14 protein-coding genes are annotated in these 17,430 nt (G+C 72.6%); 10 read left to right on the forward strand and 4 right to left on the reverse strand.

The window, feature by feature from the left end:
- Nucleotides 1-6 precede the first annotated feature (6 nt).
- From ADY01_RS18975 to ADY01_RS18985, 3 genes are all read right to left on the reverse strand, one after another.
- The gene (locus tag ADY01_RS18975; RefSeq protein ID WP_049574694.1) at nucleotides 7-747 is read right to left on the reverse strand and encodes a cupin domain-containing protein; all 741 of its coding nucleotides are present in this window, start codon (nucleotides 745-747) and stop codon (nucleotides 7-9) included.
- An 88-nt stretch (nucleotides 748-835) separates the two neighbouring features.
- Complete coding sequence (locus tag ADY01_RS18980; protein ID WP_049574697.1) at nucleotides 836-1,774, reverse strand: PmoA family protein; 939 nt, start codon at nucleotides 1,772-1,774, stop codon at nucleotides 836-838.
- Between the two features lie 87 nt (nucleotides 1,775-1,861).
- Nucleotides 1,862-3,013, reverse strand: coding sequence for a Gfo/Idh/MocA family protein (locus ADY01_RS18985; protein ID WP_049574700.1), 1,152 nt, complete (start codon nucleotides 3,011-3,013; stop codon nucleotides 1,862-1,864).
- Between the two features lie 822 nt (nucleotides 3,014-3,835).
- Here ADY01_RS18985 and ADY01_RS18990 point away from each other — a divergent pair.
- From ADY01_RS18990 to ADY01_RS39825, 4 genes are all read left to right on the forward strand, one after another.
- Nucleotides 3,836-4,879: an ABC transporter permease gene (locus ADY01_RS18990; protein ID WP_078900416.1), complete on the forward strand. Its 1,044-nt coding sequence runs from the start codon at nucleotides 3,836-3,838 to the stop codon at nucleotides 4,877-4,879.
- A gap of 83 nt (nucleotides 4,880-4,962) precedes the next feature.
- Nucleotides 4,963-5,862 (forward strand): carbohydrate ABC transporter permease, encoded by a 900-nt coding sequence (locus tag ADY01_RS18995; protein ID WP_049574703.1) that lies wholly within the window; start codon nucleotides 4,963-4,965, stop codon nucleotides 5,860-5,862.
- Between the two features lie 15 nt (nucleotides 5,863-5,877).
- A complete protein-coding gene (locus tag ADY01_RS19000; protein ID WP_049574707.1) occupies nucleotides 5,878-7,509 on the forward strand; it encodes a hypothetical protein in 1,632 nt (543 codons plus the stop codon).
- Between the two features lie 323 nt (nucleotides 7,510-7,832).
- Complete coding sequence (locus ADY01_RS39825) at nucleotides 7,833-8,630, forward strand: transglycosylase SLT domain-containing protein (protein ID WP_063784277.1); 798 nt, start codon at nucleotides 7,833-7,835, stop codon at nucleotides 8,628-8,630.
- Between the two features lie 107 nt (nucleotides 8,631-8,737).
- Here the strand turns inward: ADY01_RS39825 and ADY01_RS19010 are convergent, their stop codons facing one another.
- A complete protein-coding gene (locus ADY01_RS19010) occupies nucleotides 8,738-9,280 on the reverse strand; it encodes an RICIN domain-containing protein (protein WP_049574710.1) in 543 nt (180 codons plus the stop codon).
- 330 nt (nucleotides 9,281-9,610) lie between these two features.
- On the opposite strand from ADY01_RS19010, the gene ADY01_RS19015 reads away from it, so the two are divergent.
- The 6 genes from ADY01_RS19015 to ADY01_RS39170 all read left to right on the forward strand — a co-directional run bounded on the left by ADY01_RS19015 (nucleotide 9,611) and on the right by ADY01_RS39170 (nucleotide 17,113).
- Nucleotides 9,611-10,252 carry a hypothetical protein gene (locus ADY01_RS19015; protein WP_049574713.1) on the forward strand — a complete coding sequence of 214 codons (642 nt, stop codon included), beginning with the start codon at nucleotides 9,611-9,613 and terminating at the stop codon, nucleotides 10,250-10,252.
- Nucleotides 10,253-10,727: 475 nt separating this feature from the next.
- Nucleotides 10,728-13,253, forward strand: a complete 2,526-nt coding sequence (locus ADY01_RS19020) for a GH116 family glycosyl-hydrolase (RefSeq protein ID WP_234320306.1) — start codon at nucleotides 10,728-10,730, stop codon at nucleotides 13,251-13,253.
- Between the two features lie 39 nt (nucleotides 13,254-13,292).
- Nucleotides 13,293-14,609 (forward strand): ABC transporter substrate-binding protein, encoded by a 1,317-nt coding sequence (locus ADY01_RS19025; protein WP_049574715.1) that lies wholly within the window; start codon nucleotides 13,293-13,295, stop codon nucleotides 14,607-14,609.
- Complete coding sequence (locus ADY01_RS19030; RefSeq protein ID WP_049574718.1) at nucleotides 14,606-15,511, forward strand: carbohydrate ABC transporter permease; 906 nt, start codon at nucleotides 14,606-14,608, stop codon at nucleotides 15,509-15,511. Before ADY01_RS19025 ends, ADY01_RS19030 begins: the two co-directional genes overlap by 4 nt.
- Nucleotides 15,512-15,552: 41 nt before the next feature.
- Nucleotides 15,553-16,374 carry a carbohydrate ABC transporter permease gene (locus ADY01_RS19035; RefSeq protein WP_049574720.1) on the forward strand — a complete coding sequence of 274 codons (822 nt, stop codon included), beginning with the start codon at nucleotides 15,553-15,555 and terminating at the stop codon, nucleotides 16,372-16,374.
- 76 nt (nucleotides 16,375-16,450) lie between these two features.
- Complete coding sequence (locus ADY01_RS39170; protein ID WP_159001282.1) at nucleotides 16,451-17,113, forward strand: hypothetical protein; 663 nt, start codon at nucleotides 16,451-16,453, stop codon at nucleotides 17,111-17,113.
- Nucleotides 17,114-17,430: the final 317 nt, after the last annotated feature.

Raw genomic sequence — 17,430 nt, forward strand, 5'->3', positions numbered from 1 at the left:
GCGGGGTCAGGGGGTGGTCGGCACGGTGGTGCCCGGAACCTCGTACTCCTGCCGGCGCCCGCACATGCCGAACCCCGCCTCGCGGGTCGGGCCGGTGCTCTTCGCGGCGGCGGACCAGAGGTGGCTCGCGTCGCCCCGCTCCAGCGCGTCGAGTTGCGCGCCGGTGGCCTCCGCGACCGCGAGCGCCCCGTCGCGCCACCGTTCGCGCCAGGCGGCGACCTTGGGCGCGAGCAGGGCGGCGGCGGCCTCGTAGAACGCGCGCAGCGGCTCCTTGTCGCCCCGCTGGTCCGCGGCCTTGAGCGCGAGGAACCCCTCCACCGCGAGGTCGCGGCGGCGCAGGGCGGCCTCCTCGGCGGCCGGGCCCTCCCTGGCCGGGAGGACGGCGACCTCGGCATAGCGGCCGGGGTCGGCCAGCACCCCGGGCGGGAAGGTGAGGACGGCGTCGCCCGCCTCGGGCAGGCCGCTGTTCTGCATGATCACGGTGACCCGCAGCCCGTCGCCGTTGATCATGCGGTGGATGGTGCCCGGCGTGAACCAGGCGACCACCCCGGGGTGCAACGGCGTCTCGGCGAAGCCTTCGGGGCCGAGCGTCTGCACCGCCCCCGTTCCGTGGGTGACGACATACGCCTCGGCGCAGGTCAGATGGGCGTGCGGGCTGCCGCCGCGGACGCCGTCCGCGGCGGGCCAGTCGTAGGCGCTGATGTGGGAGAGGCCGACGGCTCCCGGCAGCGGGCTTGGCAGACTCATCTCCGGCTCCTTCCCGGCATGTCCCTCCTCAGTCGTGCCCCGGGTCGTCCGTGCCCAGGCCGTCCCGCCCGCGCCGTCACCGGCCGTCTCACCACGTGCGGGCGGCGAGGTACGTCCCGATCCGCTCCGCGTCCCAGGCGCCGTCCGCGATCACCACGCGGTAGCGGAACGAGAAGGACCGCTCGGGCGCGAGCTCGAACTCCTCGTGGAACGCCCAGGAGAACGCCACCGAGGGGATCGGGTCGGCGCGGACGAACCAGTGCGAGGGGTGGATCGCGTCCTCGGCCGCGTTCTCCGGGGCGTGGGCGAACACGAGGGTGGAGTGCCCGTCGGTGTCGTCGTGGCCCGACACGAAGCCGAGCCACGGCACCTCGGCCGCGGGCGTTCCCATCACGGCCTCCTGCTCCGCCGGCCCGCCCGGCGTGATGATCCTCCCGCCGGTGAACTCGCGCGGCCCGCGCCAGTTGAGGCCGGTGTATCCGGCCTTCTCGCGCCCCGCGGTGGTCGGGGAGCCGAAGCGCAGCGGCTCGCCGCGGACGTTGGTCAGGTCGATGGTCCAGTCGAGGGCCCAGGCGCCGAGGTCGGGCTCGGCCGAGTGGACGGTGAGCGTGCGCGCCTCGCGGGCCCACTCCTGGCCGCCGTTGCTGACCCAGGTCAGGTCCTCGGCGATCTCCGCGCGGTCACCGGCCGCGTCGACGCGGGCGAACCCGTCGTGCCGCATCGAGCCGACCCGCTCGGGGACCCGCTGGTAGCCCTGGTCGGGGCCGAGGTAGGAGTTGCCGCCCCAGAAGTTCTGCTCGGACAGGTGGCTCGCGGTCATCTGGAGACCCTTGTGCCAGCGGTGGTCGTGCGGGCGGTAGCCGGAGACCAGGTGGCCCCCGAGGGTGCGCAGCGGGTGCGCGTAGGGCTTGAGCGACTCGTAGGGGTCCGCGTCGGGCCGGTAGACGTAGGAGAGGACGTCGGTCCCGCCGGCGGCGACGACGACCCTCTCGCCGAGGGTGTGCGTGACGGTGAGCTGTGCGGTCATGCGATCTCCCGGGTAGGGGGCGGCTGGTGGTCCGCCGGGCGGGCGGGCCACGCGCCGGTGTGCCCGGCCGCCGGGGGGCGGCGCCGGTCACGCGTTCTCCTTCGGCGCCCAGTCCGGGTGGTCGCCGTGCATCGCCCGGTAGTACGGGTCCCCCTCGGCTATCTCGCCGGCGGTGACGGTCCGGCCGGTGAAGGCGGCCTTGTACAGCGCCGCGTTGAACTCGATGGTCCTGCGGGCGTCCGCGCCGCCGCCGGGCGGCCTGGTCCCGGCGCGCAGCGCCGCCAGCACGCCGGCGAGCTGCGCCGCGTGCGAGCTGCGCTCGTCGGACGCGGGCGTGCGCCAGCGCCTGACGCGCGCCTGGTCGTCCAGGCCCGAGCGCGGCGTGTACACCCAGTCGTCGTTGCCGTGCCCGTAGAGATGGGTCAACTCGACGGTCGCCTCCACGGTGTCGATCCTGATCCGGCTGACCTCGTCCGGGGAGATCACGCTGTTGACCACGGTGGCGACCGCGCCGTTGGCGAAACGGACCAGGGCCGTCGAGACGTCCTCGCTCTCCACGTCGTGGTAGAGGCGGGCGGCCATCGCGCGGATCTCCACCCAGTCGCCGAGGAGATGGAGCAGCAGGTCGGTCTGGTGGATGCCGTGGCCCATGGTCGGCCCGCCGCCCTCGGTGGCCCAGCGACCGCGCCAGGGCACCTCGTAGTAGGCGCGGTTGCGGTACCAGGTGGTCTGGCAGTGCGCGACCAGCGGCTCGCCCACCTCGCCCGAGGTCAGCAACGCGCGGGCGTGGACGGCGCCCGAGCCGTAGCGGTGCTGGGCGACCACCGCGGCGTAGGGGCCGCCCTCCCGCTCCGCGGCGGCGATCTCGTCGAACTCCGCCAGCGACAGGCACAGCGGCTTCTCGCACAGCACCCAGGCCCCGGCGCGCAGGGCGGCCACGGTCTGCGCGCGGTGGAGGGAGGGGGGCGTGCCCAGCAGAACGAGGTCGGGGCGCTCGGCCTCCAGCATGGCGTCGAGGTCGGTGTACCCGGTGAACTCGCCGATGCCGTCGGCCTCCCGGGCCCGCTCGGCGAACGCCGTGAGGCGCGCGGCGTCGATGTCGACGGCGGCGACCAGTTCGACGTCGGCGGCGTGGACGGCGAGGGCCCGCAGGTGCGAGCCGCTCACGATGGCGCCGGTGCCCACGACGGCGGCACGGAGGCGAGGGGCGACGGCGGACGATGGCAACGATGCAGCCATTGCGGTAGGACTCCTGGCTGTAGTCAGAGCGGTAAGCGCTTACCGACCCAACATACCCATACCCCACCGCGATGAACGTGCGCGGCGGCGAGGGAATCGAGAGGGCCGGGACCGGGCGGCGAACGGATCGGGACAGGGCGACTTTTCGGCCGGTCTACAAAAGTCAGGAATCGACGCTAACCAGTGGCCCGTGACGCGGTCAAGGGTCCGCACTCGGGCGAAATCCCTTGTCCCGGCCCCCACAAGAAAGTCACCGCTCCCCTCCTTGACCGGCCCTTCTGACCGCTGCTAGAAGGATTTACCGATCACGTGAGGACCCGGAGGAGAGGCGGTGCGGCCATGGGCCACAGCGCTCGACGACGCCAGGCGGCGCGCGGCCCGGCCCGGGAATCGCGACCACGCATGGCCGAAAACTTTTCATTCCCCGCCGCTTCGCCTCCGATGTCCCGAGGGCGAAAAGGCACCGGCGGCCGAAGTCCCGCCGGAAAAGGGCGGGGAGCGCCCCCTCCCGGTCGGCGGAACGCCGGCCTTCCACCCCCACAACGAGTGTGACCTGCACGTTCCCCACCATCCGGCACCGTGAGTCCCTGACGTCCCGGCGTGGCGCGACCTCACCGTCCGGCGCGTTCCGGGTCAGACCGACGACCCCTTCGTAGCAAGCGTTTGCACACTCCTTCGCCCGCATGCGGGCCGGGCAGCGGGACCCACCACGGGAAGCGGGTCGTCAGCCGCCCTTCCGCCGAGGGCCGCCGCCGTGCGCCGGTCGGGTAAGCGCGTGCGGCCGTTGGTGCCCACGAGCCGCACAGAAAAGGAAGCTCCGCCATGGCGAAGACCGCCGCTGACCATCTCCCCGATCCGGGAGGCGCATCCGGGCCCCCGGGCGCCGGGCGCGAGCCCGCGCGCGAGGCAACGTCCGAGCCCGCGCCCACGCCCAGCCTCGCGCCCGGCCCCGCGCGCCGCCTCGCGCGCCGTTTCCGGGGATCGTCGCCGCAGCGTCAGCTGTGGCTGCTCGCCCTGCCGGGGATCGTGTACTTCGCCGTGTTCCACTACTCGGCGTTCCTCTTCAACGTCATCGCGTTCAAGGACTACGTGCCCTTCGAGGGTGTCTGGGCGAGCCCCTGGGTCGGGTTCGACAACTTCGAGCGGCTCTTCTCGGACTCCACCTTCTGGGACGCGGTCTGGAACACCCTGGCCATCTCGTTCCTCCAGATCATCCTGTTCTTCCCGCTGCCGATCGCCCTCGCCCTCCTGCTGCACAGCCTCACCTGGCGCACGGTCAGGACGTTCGTCCAATCCGTGGTCTACCTGCCGCACTTCATCTCGTGGGTGATCGTGATCGCGCTGTTCCAGCAGGTGCTGGGCGGCGCGGGCATGCTCAACGGGATGCTGGGGGACGCCGGTCACAGCACCGTCGACATCATGAACAACCCGGACGCGTTCATGCCGCTGGTCGTGGCGCAGGTGATCTGGAAGGACTGCGGCTGGGGCACCATCATCTTCCTCGCGGCGCTGGCCGCCGTGCCGGAGACGATGTACGAGTCGGCCTCGATCGACGGCGCCGGGCCCTGGCGGAGGTTCTGGCACATCACGCTGCCCGCCATCCGCCCGATCATCATCCTGCTGCTGATCATGCGGCTCGGCGACATCCTGTCCGTCGGCTTCGAGCAACTCCTGCTCCAGCGCGCGGCGGTGGGGCCCGAGGCGGCCGAGGTGCTGGACACCTTCGTCTACTACCGCGGTGTGCTGGGCGGCGACTGGGGCTTCTCGGCCGCGGCCGGCCTGTTCAAGGGGGTCGTCGGCGCGCTGCTGGTCTACTCCGCCAACAAGATCGCCCACCGCATGGGCGAGCAGGGGGTGTACAAGTGAGCACAGCACTCCGGCAGAAGCGCGCGCCCGGCGCGCCAGGTACGTCCGGCGCGCCCGGCGCGCCCCGCCGGTTCGCCACGAGGATGCGCGACGAGCGCCCCGCCTGGCAGGAGAAGCCGCGGGCGGTGACCAGGGCCCTGAAGGCCGTGGCCCTCGCCCTGGTCGTCCTCCTCGTGCTCGTCCCGTTCCTGGTGGTGATCTCCACCAGCCTGGCGTCGCCCGGGCAGATCGCAGAGAACGGCGGCTGGGTGCTGTGGCCCGAGAGCCCCACGCTCCGCGCCTACCGCGAGGTCCTCTCCGGCGGCGTGGTCACCCGCGCGGTGGCCGTGAGCGTCGGCATCACCGTCACCGGCACGCTCATATCCCTCTTCGGCACGGTCACCCTCGCCTACGCCCTGGCCAGGCCGCACTTCAGGGCCCGCCGCCCGCTGGTGCTCGCGGTGCTGTTCACGTTCCTCTTCCCCACCGGCATGCTGCCCGGCTATCTGGTGGTCAAGGAGCTGAACCTGCTGGACACCTACGGGGCGCTGATCCTGCCGGTGGCGATCAACGTGTTCAACCTCGTCGTCGTGCGCGGCTTCTTCCAGAACATCCCGGAGGAGCTGTACGAGGCGGCGCGCATCGACGGCGCGAGCGAGCTCCACACGCTGCTGCGGATCGTGCTGCCGCTGTCCAAGGCCGTGCTCGCCGTCGTGGGTCTGTTCTACGCGGTGTCCTACTGGAACAGCTTCTTCTCGGCGATCCTCTATCTGAACGACGCGACGAAGTGGCCCGTGCAGGCGGTGCTCCAGCTGTATGTCACCCAGGGCGCCAGCCTCTCCGGCACCACCGCCGGCACGATCGACGAGTCCGGCTCGGCCCAGGCCCTCCAGGCCACGCAGATGGCCGTCGTCGTCATCGCGACCGTTCCCGTGCTGCTCGCCTACCCCTTCGTCCAGCGGCACTTCACCAAGGGCGTCCTCACCGGCGCCATCAAGTCCTGAAGGAGTCACCGCGCGATGACGGCACGACGTTCATACTCACGCCGCGCCCTGCTGGGCGCGGGCGCCGCCGCGGGCGCCGGGCTGATGCTCGGCGGATGCGGCACCGGGCGCGCCCAGCGGGCCACCAATGTCGGCAAGGACCTCGTCCCCTGGCCGGAGTACCTTCCGGCCGAGGGCCCGCCGCCCGATCTGGCGGGCGACGCCGACGCGGGCATCCAGCAGGGCTACCTGCGCTACCCCACCGACCTGGTCACCTCCGTTCCCGAACGGCCGGGGCGCGGCGAGGAGATCACGGTCCTGCTGGTGACCAACGAGCCGCCGCCCTCCCCGCCGAGCCGCAACCGCATGTGGCGGGCGGTCAACGAGGCCCTCGGCGTCGAGCTCAAGCTGAGCTTCGTCCCCAGCCTCTACCTGCCGCAGCGCGTCGCCACCATGATGGCCAGCGAGGACATGCCGGACGTGATCACGTGCATGGACGAGGTGCCGAGGATCGGGGACTTCGTCGCCACCAAGTGCGCCGATCTGACGCCCTACCTCTCCGGCTCGGCCGTGCGCGACTACCCCAACCTCGCGAACCTCCCCACCTACGCCTGGTCCGGCGTGGGCCGCTTCAACGGCAGGCTGATGGGCGTTCCCATCGAACGCCCCCAGCCCTCGCCGGTGATGCTCTGCAACCGCGACGCGTTCGACGGGGCCGGCGGCCTGGAGGAGTGGACGCCCGAGGAGTTCAGGGAGCGCATGCGGGAGCTGACCGCGGACCGCCGCTGGGCCTCCGGCTGCGTGACCAAGACCGACGTCGACCGGCACGCCGCCTGGCGCGGCGGCGACAACCTCTGGTCGCTGGACGGAGCCGGGGCGTTCCATCCCGTGGAGGCCACAGAGGCGTACGCCGACGCCCTCGGCTTCGTCCGCGACCTCGTCTCCGACGGGGTCTTCTACCCGGACCAGATCACCGTCCCCGAGCTGAAGATCCAGCTCTTCGGCGAGAACGTGTTCGCCATCAGCGACACGCTGCCCGCCTACCAGACCGGCGTCGCGGCGGTGGGCGACAGCTTCGCGCTGGACATGGCCCGCCCCTACGCCACCGGCGCCGGCGCCGGGCCCAAGCTGTGGTCGGGGCCGGGCTGGGTCAACTACACGATCCTGAAGGACGCCGAGCCCGAGCGGATCCGGCTGATCCTGCGCGTGCTCGACTACCTGGCCGCGCCGTTCGGCAGCCGCGAGTACGAGGTGGTCCGCTTCGGCGTCGAGGGCGCGCACTACACGCGGGACGAGGACGGCGAGATCGTCCTCACCGACCTGGCCGACCTGGAGAACTACAACACCCTGCCGCTCCAGTACCTGTCCTCGCCGCCGCTGGTGGCGTACAACCCGGGCTTTCCCGAGGCGACCCGCCGCCAGTGGCAGTACCAGGTGGACACCTCGGAGTTCCTGGTGGCCAACCCGGCGACGGGGCTGCGCACGGCGGCCAAGGACCGCTACGGCACGGTGACGGAGCAGATCCTCGTGGACGCCTGCAACGACATCGTCAACGGCCGGGCCCCGGTGACCTCGTGGGACGGGGTCCTGCGCCGCTGGCGCGACGAGGGCGGCGTGGAGATCGCCGAGGGCCTCCAGGCCGAGTACGAGGCGGTCCACGGCCGCTGACCGGCCACCGTTCCCGCCGTCGCGGCCGAGGGCCCGCCGTCTTTGATCCGGAGGCGGCGGGCCCTCGGCCGTGCCCGGGATCGGCCACGGTGTGTCCCCGGGCGGGCACGCACCGTCGCCGATCCGGGGCTTCCGCGCGTATCCGGGCGGTCACGGAACGCGTCGGCGTGTGAGGGTGGTCATGAGACGCCGGTCACGTCCGAGGCGGGGTCGTAGAGCGCATCTTTGCAGGTCGGGGACGTGCCTTCGCAGACTGGGCCGATGTCGCCGCCCTCCCGCGGCGGCTTTCGTTTCCCCTGTCTTCTCCCCCGGAGGTTCCCCTCTTGTCCGCGACGACCAAGACCGCCACCAACCCGGCCGGCCCCGTGCACCGCGGGCTGGCAGTGGCCGGACTGGCGACCGCCTCGGTGGCGGCCGTGGCCGCCGCCCTCATCCCGCACCAGGCCGAGGCCGCCGACCACGCGGGCGCCCCGCGCCCGGCGGGAGCGACCGCGTCCCCCACCGCCTCCCCGACCGCGTTCACGGCGGACGCCGGGGTCCTGGGCAAGGCCCCCGGGTCCCCCGGGGAGCAGAGCCTCGCGCCGGCGAACGCGCCCGACGTGCGGCCCCCGGCCGGGCCCTCCACCCGGGCCGCGGCGCCCCAGGACGACGCCGAGTCCGAGTCGGCCGCCGACGCCGAGGCCGAGACCGACGCCGAGACCGAGTCCGTGCCGGAGGACGGCCGCGGCGCCGAGTACACCGACGACGGCCGGCTGGTCGTCATCCAGCCCCACGAGCAGCCGGAACCGGACCCCGCGTCCGACGAGGACATCGACCGGTGGATCAACGAGGCCCTGGACGTGATGGACGAGCACGGCATCCCGGGCAGCTACGAGGGCATCCACCGCAACCTGATGCGGGAGTCCTCCGGCGACCCGGCCGCGATCAACATGTGGGACTCCAACGCCATCAAGAACATCCCGTCCAAGGGCCTGCTCCAGGTCATCGACCCGACCTTCGAGCAGTACCACGTCCCCGGCACCAGCGAGAACCCCTTCGACCCCGTGGCCAACATCGCCGCCGCCTGCAACTACGCGGCCGATCGCTACGGTTCCATGGACAACGTCGACAGCGCCTACTGACCGGGGCGCGCACCGACCGAAGCGCGCTCCCACCGAGCGCCCGCCCGCGGGGCCGCCTTCCCGGCGGCCCTGCGCGGCCGTTCCCGGGCCGTTCGGCGGCCACCCGCTCAGAGACCGACGAGCCGCCACCGTTGCGCCAGGGTCGGGGCCTCGGGCCCGAGCATCGCCCAGTAGTCGCCCCGGGAGGCGTACGACGCGATCGCGTCGCCGGTGGCGACGGAGCTGATCCGGTACCCGGCGCCCGTCTCCTCCAGCCGCCACCGCTGCGTGTCGTCGGCGGTCGAGCAGGTCCCCTGGAGAACGGTCGGCCCGTAGCCGGTGATCCCGGCCTTCAGGCACAGGCGGCTGGTGAGGTTGCGGATGCGGTGGGCGCCGGCGCCCACGCCGGCGCCCACGCCGGCGTCCACGCGCTGGAGCTGCCAGTCCTGCCCGTCCGGGCCCGGCGGGGTCAGGGCGGCCCAGACCACCGCGTTCTCGCTGGTGTCGCCTCCCCCGTCGTTGGGGACCAGCCGCTGGCTCGTGGAGACATGGACGATACGGAACGCCCCACTCCAGTCGTCGGCGCTCGCACCCGCCGGGCCGGTCCCCGAGAGGGACATCAGCAGCCCCACCAGCATCGCCGACACGACCGCCGCGACGTTCCGCACCATGCTCCACCCCTCGCTCCACGCGCTCCCCCGCCGCCTCAGACTCACGGCACCGCCCGCGAGGCGGCAATCGAAAACGGGGCGACGGCACCCGGACGAGGGAGTCGGATGGCAATCGAATAAGCCGCTTATGCGGCTGGGAGTTCGAGGCCCGTCTCCGGCCGCCTCCCCCCGGATCGCGGACGGAATTCACGGGATACACACGCCCCGGAATCGCGCCGTGACCCTGCATATTTCTCGCGAACACCGTGCACAACAGCCCGGAACAGTTGTTCCATCAAACGGAACAATGCCTTTCGGGCGGTGCACGCAAGGACGCGAGAAAGGACCGCGATGGGCACCTCCCTCAGGGCACGGCTGCGTTTTCTGCTGCCTCTACTGGTGCTGGCCACCGCCTGTGGCGGCCCGGCCATGGAGGGCTCGGACGACGGCGGGCTCACCACCTACCTGGTGCTCTTCGCGCACGAGCGGGTGGGCATGGACGAGCGGCTGGCGGGCCCGCAGTTCGCGCTGGTCGGGCTGGTGGCGATCGCGTCCCGGGTGGCCTGGCCGATGGTGGCCGAACGCGCCGCGCTCCCCGCCGAGTCCGGCCTCGCGATGCTGCGCCGCGTCGCGCTGGCGGCGGCGGGCGCGGTCACGGTGATCGCCCTCGCCACCGTGCTGGGCGCGCCCGCGCTGTGGGCGGGCGCGGTCCTGGCCGGGCTCAGCTCGGCCTCGTGGAACGCGCTGGCCATGCTGGTGGTGGTCCGCACCAGCGCGCCGGAGGCCGTGGCGGGCGCATCGGCCCGCGTGCAGGGCGCGTTCTTCCTCGGACTCACGGTCAGCCCCCTGGTCTTCGGCGCCCTGACGGACCTGGGGGGCAGCTACCCGTACGGCTGGGCGTGGACCGGCCTGTGCTTCCTGGCCGCCTGGCCCCTGCTGCGCCACGGGCCCGCGGCCGTCGGCCTCCGCCGCGGCCGTCGGCGGCCGAGGTAGGCGAACGGGCGCGTGACGTCCCGGAGATCTCGCCGCCGATTCCCGTCCCGTTGCCGTCGGGGTCGTGGTACACCCACTTCCCCACGGTGCCGCGCTTCTCGACGCCCACCGGCCGGGTCGTCCCGCCGGATCACGCCCACCGCGCCGCCGGCACACGCGGCACCATGCCGAACCCCGTTCTCCCAGGTCAACCACCGGACCGCTCCCGTCGAACGGCGGACTCCGCCGGTCGGCGGAACTCATCGGAGCCCGGGGCCGCATGGCCGCCGCCGACCACATCGCGCTGGACACCTCGGGCAGGACAGGAGCCGAGGCGTCCCGTTCTCCGCTCGCGGGCGTCCCACGAGGCACTTTGTCCCAGGGGCTTGAAATCGATTGCAACCCCTGTGCATCCTTCCCCCCTAGAACTCGGGGCTTAGATCGGTGAAATCGATTTCTCGGCACGCCCTTCCCTCGTCCTCCCAGGAGTTCGGCCATGGAGATGCGTCCCGCGTCCGGAACGACGAACCCCCGCGACGACCGCGCCGTCGCGGGATCCTGGCCGGTCGTCCGCCGCTACCGCGGCGGGGACCTGGCCCGTGTCGCCATGCCGGTCGGTGGCGTCGGCACCGGGTGCGTCAGCCTGGGCGGACGTGGACAGCTGCGCGACTGGGAACTGTTCAACCGCCCCGCCAAGGGCTTCACACCCGACACCTTCTTCGCCCTGCACGTGTCCGACGGCGCACCCGGCACGCCGGGCACCACCCGGGTGCTGGAGGCGGCGCTGCTGGAGGACGAGTACGCCGGTGGGCACGGCAGCCGGTCCGCCCTGCACGGGCTACCACGCTTCCGGCACGGTGAGTTCGCCGCCGCCTACCCCTTCGGGCAGGTCCGCCTGACCGACCCGGAGCTGCCCGTGGAGGCGGTGGTGTCCGTGTACAACCCCCTGATCCCCGGGGACGCGGACGCCAGCGGCCTGCCGCTGCTCGTCTACCGCGCCCGGGTGCGCAACACCGGTGACGCGCCGCTGGAGATGAGCCTGTGCGGCAGCCTCCAGCACGTCGCCGGCCGCCGCCCCACCGGCGACATACCGGCGGGCAACCGGTTCGAGCTGTTCCGCGAGGGCGACGTCACCATGCTCGCCGGCGGTTGCGGGGGCCTGAAGGCCCGGGACGACGAGGCGTGGGGCAGTCTCGCCCTGGCCGCCGTCGGCACCCCGGTCACCAGCCACCGGCGCACCTGGGCGAAACGTTCCTGGGGCGACTCGCTGCTGGAGTTCTGGGACGACTTCGGCGAGGACGGCCGGCTCGACGAGCCCGCCGCTCCGGACGAGGGCGCCCGGGTGCCGACCGGTTCGCTGGTCGTGGGCGCCTCGCTGCCGCCCGGCGGCGAGGAGGAGTTCACCTTCCTGATCACCTGGCACTTCCCCAACCGGCGGGCCTGGACCCACCGCCCCGCCCCGGCGCCGGTCCACGGGCACGGCGGTCCGGTGGTCGGCAACCACTACGCCGGGCGGTTCGCCGACGCCGCCGACGTGGTGCGCCAGGCCGTCCCGAGGCTGGCCGAGTACGAGCGCCGCACCCGCGCCTACGTGGAGACCGTCACCGGCTCCGACCTGCCGCCGTCCGTGCAGGACGCGGTGCTGTCCAACGCCGCCGTGCTCAAGTCGCCGACCTGCTTCCGCATCGCGGATGGCACCTTCCTGGCCTGGGAGGGCACCAACGAGGACCACGGCAGCTGCCACGGGAGCTGCACCCACGTGTGGAACTACCAGTACGCGCTGGAACAGCTCTTCCCCGACCTGGCGTGGACGATGCGGGAGGTCGAGTTCGTCCACTCGCTGGACGAGCGCGGCATGATGAGCTTCCGCGCCGGGCTGCCGCTGGCCACCGAGGGCACCGGCTGGCGGACGGCGGCGGCCGACGGGCAGATGGGCGCGCTGGTCCGGCTGTTCCGCACCTGGCAGCTCACCGGCCGGGACGACCTGCTGGCCCGGCACTGGCCGGCCGCGCGCCGGGCGCTGGAGTTCGCCTGGATACCGCTCGGCTGGGACGCCGACCGCGACGGCCTCATGGAGGGCTGCCAGCACAGCACCTCGGACGTGGAGTACTACGGGCCCAGCGGCGTCAACCAGTCCTGGTACCTGGCGGCGCTGGCCGCCTGCGCGCGGATGGCCGAGGCGGTGGGCGACACCGCCTTCGCCGCCACCTGCGCGCGGGTGCTGCGCAGCGGGGCCGCGAAGACCGACGCCGAGCTGTTCAACGGCGAGTACTACGAGCACCGCGTGCTGCCCGCCGGGTCCGGCGACCGCATCGCCGAGGGGCTGCGGATCCGCTACGAGGACGGCGAGAACCCGGACGTCGGCTCCGACGACCTGGTGGACCCCGACCTCCAGATCGGCCCCGGCTGCATGGCCGACCAGCTCGCCGGCCACGCCCTGGCCCTCTCCTGCGGGCTGGACGACCGGCTGGATCGGGCCCACACCGCGACCGCCCTGGACAGCATCGTCCGGCACAACCACCGCGCGGGGTTCCACGGCCACATGAACCACCTGCGCACCTACGCCCTGGGCGACGAGCACGGGCTGCTCAACTGCGCCTATCCGCACGGCGGTCGTCCCGAGCGCCCCTTCCCGTACTGCAACGAGGTGTGGACCGGCGTGGAGTACACCGCGGCCGTCGGGCTGGCCGCGCACGGTGAGCGGGAACGCGCCGAGCACGTGGTGGCCGACGTTCGCGCCCGCTACTCCGGCCGCACCCGCAACCCCTTCGACGAGGTCGAGTGCGGACACCACTACGTCCGTTCCATGGCCTCCTTCGGCCTGGCCCACGCCTGGCCCCGCACGGTGGTCGACGCGACCGCCCGAACGATCGAACTCGACCCGCTGCCGGGCCGATGGCCGGTGATCGCGGGCGAACTGCTGGGCCTGGTCGAGGTGACCGCGCGGGCGGACGGGCCGACCGCGCGCCTCGTCGGCGCCGAGGGGTCCGAGCCGTTCACCGTGGTGCTGCGGCCGGGCTGACCACGGAAGGACGGGCTGATCACGAAAGGACGGGACCCCATGGACCTGCACGGACCCGCTCACCTCCCGCGGCGCCGGGTGCTGCGCGCCGCCGCCGCGGCCACCGCCTCCCTCCCGCTGGCCTCCGCCCTGACCTCCTGCCTCAACCTGGGGGTCGAGGGCTCGCCGCACGGGCCGCTGGACGTGCTCTACCTGGGCGACGCCACCCAGCAGCAGTCGTTCAACCAGCTCTTCGACGCCTTCCAGGAGGCGCATCCGGACATCGGGGTGAAGGCCCGCGGCATCGCGGCCCCGAACTGGGGCACCTTCGCCAACACGGTCTCCACCCAGATCGCCGGCGGGAAGGTGCCCGACGTGGTCCAGGTGGCGACCGAGGGCCAGCGCCTCTTCGCCTCCAAGGGCCTGATGGAACCGCTGGACACCTACATCGCCAGGGACCGCGCGCTGGTCGACGCGTACTTCGCGGACGTCGACCCGCGGCTGAGGAACTGGACCGAGACCTACGGCTCCACCGACGGGAGGACGTACTACATACCCGGCGGCTACAACACCGCGGTGCTCTACTGCAACACCGAGGTCTTCGACCAGGCCGGGGTGGACCTCCCCACCGAGGAGTGGACCTGGGAGGAGTTCCGGCGGGCGGGTGTCCGGATCAAGGAGCGGACCGGGGCCTTCCTGATCCCGCTCGGCTTCGGCTTCCCGTTCGTCGACATCATGCCCTGGCTGCTCACCAACGGGGCGAGCACCCTCAACAGCGCTTGGGACGAGGGCACCTTCGCCAGCGAGGCGGCCGTGGAGGCCGCGACCTTCGTCAAGGGGCTCATCGACGACGGACTCTCCCCGCGGCCCGGCGGGACCTTCGACGCGGTGGGACAGCTGCGCAACAACGCGCTGGCCACCCTCGGCGGCGGCCGGTGGCCCACCCTCGACGTGCGCCGCCTCGACATGCTCGACCGGGTGCGGATCGTGAGCTGGCCGGTCAACGCGGGCCGGGGTTCGCCGGTCGGCTGGGACGGCTGGCCCATCCTCAAGGCGTCCCGGAAGAAGGAGAAGGCGTGGACCTTCCTCACCTGGCTGATGTCGGAGGAGGCGTCCGTCTTCTACGCGAGGAACGGCGGTTCGACGGTTCCCGCCCGCAACTCGGTCGCCACCGGCGCCCCGTTCCTCGACCAGGCGCCGCCCGGCACCGAAGCCCTCGCCGAGGCCATCACCTACGGCACCCCGATCCCCTCCCCCGAGCGCGGCAGCGAGGTGCAGGACGCCGTCAACCAGGGCTGGCAGGCCGCCATCACCGGGACGAAGCCGGTGCGCGAGGCGCTGGAGTCGGCCAACGAGACGCTGGGAGGGCTGTTGTGACCACCACCGTGTCCCCGCGCGCCGGCCGATCCCGCGACCATCGGGTCGGGTACCTGTTCGTCACCCCGGCGGTGCTGCTCTTCGTCGTCTTCGTCGCCGGGCCGTTCGTGGCGGCCGTGGTGCTGAGCTTCTACTCCTGGGACCTGCTCACCCCGGCCGAGTTCAACGGGTTCGGGAACTTCACCGAGATGGTCGGCGACCCGCTGCTCTACCAGGCCCTGACGAACACCTTCCTGTTCGCCGTCGCCTCCGTGGTGACCCACGTGGTCGGCGGGCTGCTGCTGGCGCTGGCGGTGAACCGGACCATGAGCCGGGTGCTCTCGTACTTCGTGCGCACCGCGCTGTTCTTCCCGTTCGTGATCTCCTGGGCCGCGGTCGCGCTGCTGTGGAAGTACGTGCTGGACCCGACCTTCGGCGTCGTCACGCACTACGCCGGGGAGGCCGGACTCTCCACCCCGGCCTGGTTCACCGACCCCGACTGGGCGCTGCCGGCGATCATCGGCATCGACCTCTGGCACACCATCGGGTTCACCTTCATCATCATGCTCGCCGGCCTCCAGACGGTGCCCTCGCAGTTGATCGAGGCGGCGCGCTGCGACGGGGCCGGCCGGCGGCAGATCCTGTGGCACGTGACGCTCCCCGCGATGTCACCGACGATCTTCTTCGCCGTCGTGATCACCTTCATCGGGGCGTTCCAGGTCTTCGACCCGGTACAGATCATCACCCCGCAGGGCGGACCGGACAACTCCACCCTCACGGTCGTCATGTACCTGTACCAGAAGGGCTTCCAGACCTTCCAGGCCGGATACGCCTCGGCGGTCTCGCTCCTGGTGTTCGCCGTGATGCTGGTGGTCACGCTGGTGCAGTTCTGGGGAGCCAGGAAGTGGGTGCACCACCAGTGAGAACACTCGCGAAACCGCGTGCGAAGCCGGGCGCGCGTCCGGTGGGCCGGAGGACCGGAGGGCTCGTCGTCGACCTGGCGCTGTGGGGGGTCGGCCTGGTGATGGTGGCACCGCTGGTGTGGCTGGTGGTGCAGAGCCTGACGGCCGAGGAGGCGGCGTTCGCGCTGCCGCCGCGATGGGTGCCCGACCCGTTCACCCTCGACAACTTCCGGGAGATCCCGGGGCTCATCCCGTTCGGGCGGATGGCGCTCAACAGCCTTCAGGTCGCGGTCATCTCCACGGCGGGGTCGCTGCTGGTCAGCGTGCTGGCGGCGTACGCGTTCTCCCGGCTGAGCTTCCGCAGCCGGGACGGGATCTTCATGATCATGCTGAGCGCGCTGATGGTGCCGACCCAGATGACGGTGATCCCGGTCTTCGTGCTGATGCGCAACCTCGGGCTGGTGGACACCCTGGCGGCGCTCTGGCTGCCGGCGCTGATCAACGTCTTCTCGATCTTCTTCCTGCGGCAGTACTTCGGCACCATCCCGCGGGAGCTGGACGAGGCGGCCCGCATCGACGGCGCCGGCCACCTGTGGATCCTCTTCCGGATGATCGTGCCACTGTCAGGACCCGCCCTGGCGGCGATGACGATCCTCACCTTCGAACTGTCCTGGAACAACTACTTCGGACCGCTGATCTTCCTCAGCACCCCGGAGAACATGACGCTGCCGATCGGCCTGGTGACGCTCCAGAGCGGGCAGAGCGGCTCCTCCGTGGTCGTCTTCGCCGCGATCACCGCGGTGGTGGTGCCGGTGCTCGTGGTCTTCCTCGCCTTCCAGCGCAGCTTCGTCGCCAGCATCGCCTCCGCCGGGCTGAGGGGATGAGCGGATGGCCGGAGACCTGGTCGGACCGGCGGCGGCCGGAGAACGAGCCCCCCGCGCGCCCGGGAGCCGCGCGCCGGTGGCGGACGAGACCCTGCTGCGCACCCTGCGGAACGCCTGGCCCGCCCTGCCCGCCCTGCTGTTCGGCAGTGTGGCGGTGTGCCTCGCCGGTGCGCTGACGGTGCTGCTGGCGCCCGGCCTCACCCCGGTGTCGGCGGTGCTGGCCGGTCTGCTGGTCGCCCCGTGCGCGGCGGCGCTCGCGGACGTGGGCAACGCGCTGGCGGCCGGGCGGGAGGCCACCGTCGCCGGGTGGTGGCGCGGGCTGCGCCGGCTGTGGCGATTCGGCACCGCGCAGGGACTGGTGGTCGCCGTGCCGGTGGCCGCCTTCCTGGCCGCGCTCGCGGTGTGGCGGGACGGCGGCGGGGCATGGGCGCTGCCGTCGCTGGCGCTGAGCGGGGCGGCCTGCGTCCTCGCGCTGCCGGCCCTGGGGGCGGTGCTGCCGCTCGGCGCGGCGCGCGGCGACCTGCGCGGCCGGCGGCTGTGGACGTGCGGCGTGTACCTGGTGGCCCGGTGGCCGCACCGGTTCCTGGCCGGTCCGGCGCTCGCGGTGCTGGGCGTGTGGGTGGCGGTGCACTGGACCGCCTCGGTCCTGCTGCTGGTCCCGGGTCCCGTGGCCGTCGTCGCGGCGGCGGCGGTATGGACGACGCTGGCGGACGCCCAGCGGGGGCCGGCGCCCCGGTGACCGCGCGCGCCCTCCGCGAACGCCACCGCCTCGTCGGCGCGCCGACGCCGAGACAGCGATGAAACCCGGCGTCCGTGGCCTTCACGCGTGACAACGGGCTCGTCCTGACGTTCGGTTGCGCCTTTCTGCCGGCCCTCGCCCCGATGGCCGTCCTCTCCGTACGGCAGCACCGGCGTCGACGGCCGACCGAGGCCGCGCGCGCGTGCGGCGCCCGGCCTTTCGTCGATCGCGTCTCCGTTCCGCGGAGTCCGGGTCGGGCCCTGGTGCGTCGGCACCAGGACAGGGGGGTGGCTGGTCCGGGCGCACCAGGGGAAGAC

The sequence above is a fragment of the Streptomyces sp. SBT349 genome (genome assembly GCF_001083795.1).
Classification (GTDB): Bacteria; Actinomycetota; Actinomycetes; order Streptomycetales; family Streptomycetaceae; genus Streptomyces.

Excerpts from the sequence above, each read along its gene's own strand:
- ADY01_RS18975 (WP_049574694.1), bottom strand. The coding sequence starts at position 747 with ATGAGTCTGCCAAGCCCGCTGCCGGGAGCCGTCGGCCTCTCCCACATC.
- ADY01_RS18980 (WP_049574697.1), bottom strand. The coding sequence starts at position 1,774 with ATGACCGCACAGCTCACCGTCACGCACACCCTCGGCGAGAGGGTCGTC.
- ADY01_RS18985 (WP_049574700.1), bottom strand. The coding sequence starts at position 3,013 with ATGGCTGCATCGTTGCCATCGTCCGCCGTCGCCCCTCGCCTCCGTGCC.
- ADY01_RS18990 (WP_078900416.1), top strand. The coding sequence starts at position 3,836 with ATGGCGAAGACCGCCGCTGACCATCTCCCCGATCCGGGAGGCGCATCC.
- ADY01_RS18995 (WP_049574703.1), top strand. The coding sequence starts at position 4,963 with ATGCGCGACGAGCGCCCCGCCTGGCAGGAGAAGCCGCGGGCGGTGACC.
- ADY01_RS19000 (WP_049574707.1), top strand. The coding sequence starts at position 5,878 with ATGACGGCACGACGTTCATACTCACGCCGCGCCCTGCTGGGCGCGGGC.
- ADY01_RS19010 (WP_049574710.1), bottom strand. The coding sequence starts at position 9,280 with ATGGTGCGGAACGTCGCGGCGGTCGTGTCGGCGATGCTGGTGGGGCTG.
- ADY01_RS19015 (WP_049574713.1), top strand. The coding sequence starts at position 9,611 with ATGGGCACCTCCCTCAGGGCACGGCTGCGTTTTCTGCTGCCTCTACTG.
- ADY01_RS19020 (WP_234320306.1), top strand. The coding sequence starts at position 10,728 with ATGGAGATGCGTCCCGCGTCCGGAACGACGAACCCCCGCGACGACCGC.
- ADY01_RS19025 (WP_049574715.1), top strand. The coding sequence starts at position 13,293 with ATGGACCTGCACGGACCCGCTCACCTCCCGCGGCGCCGGGTGCTGCGC.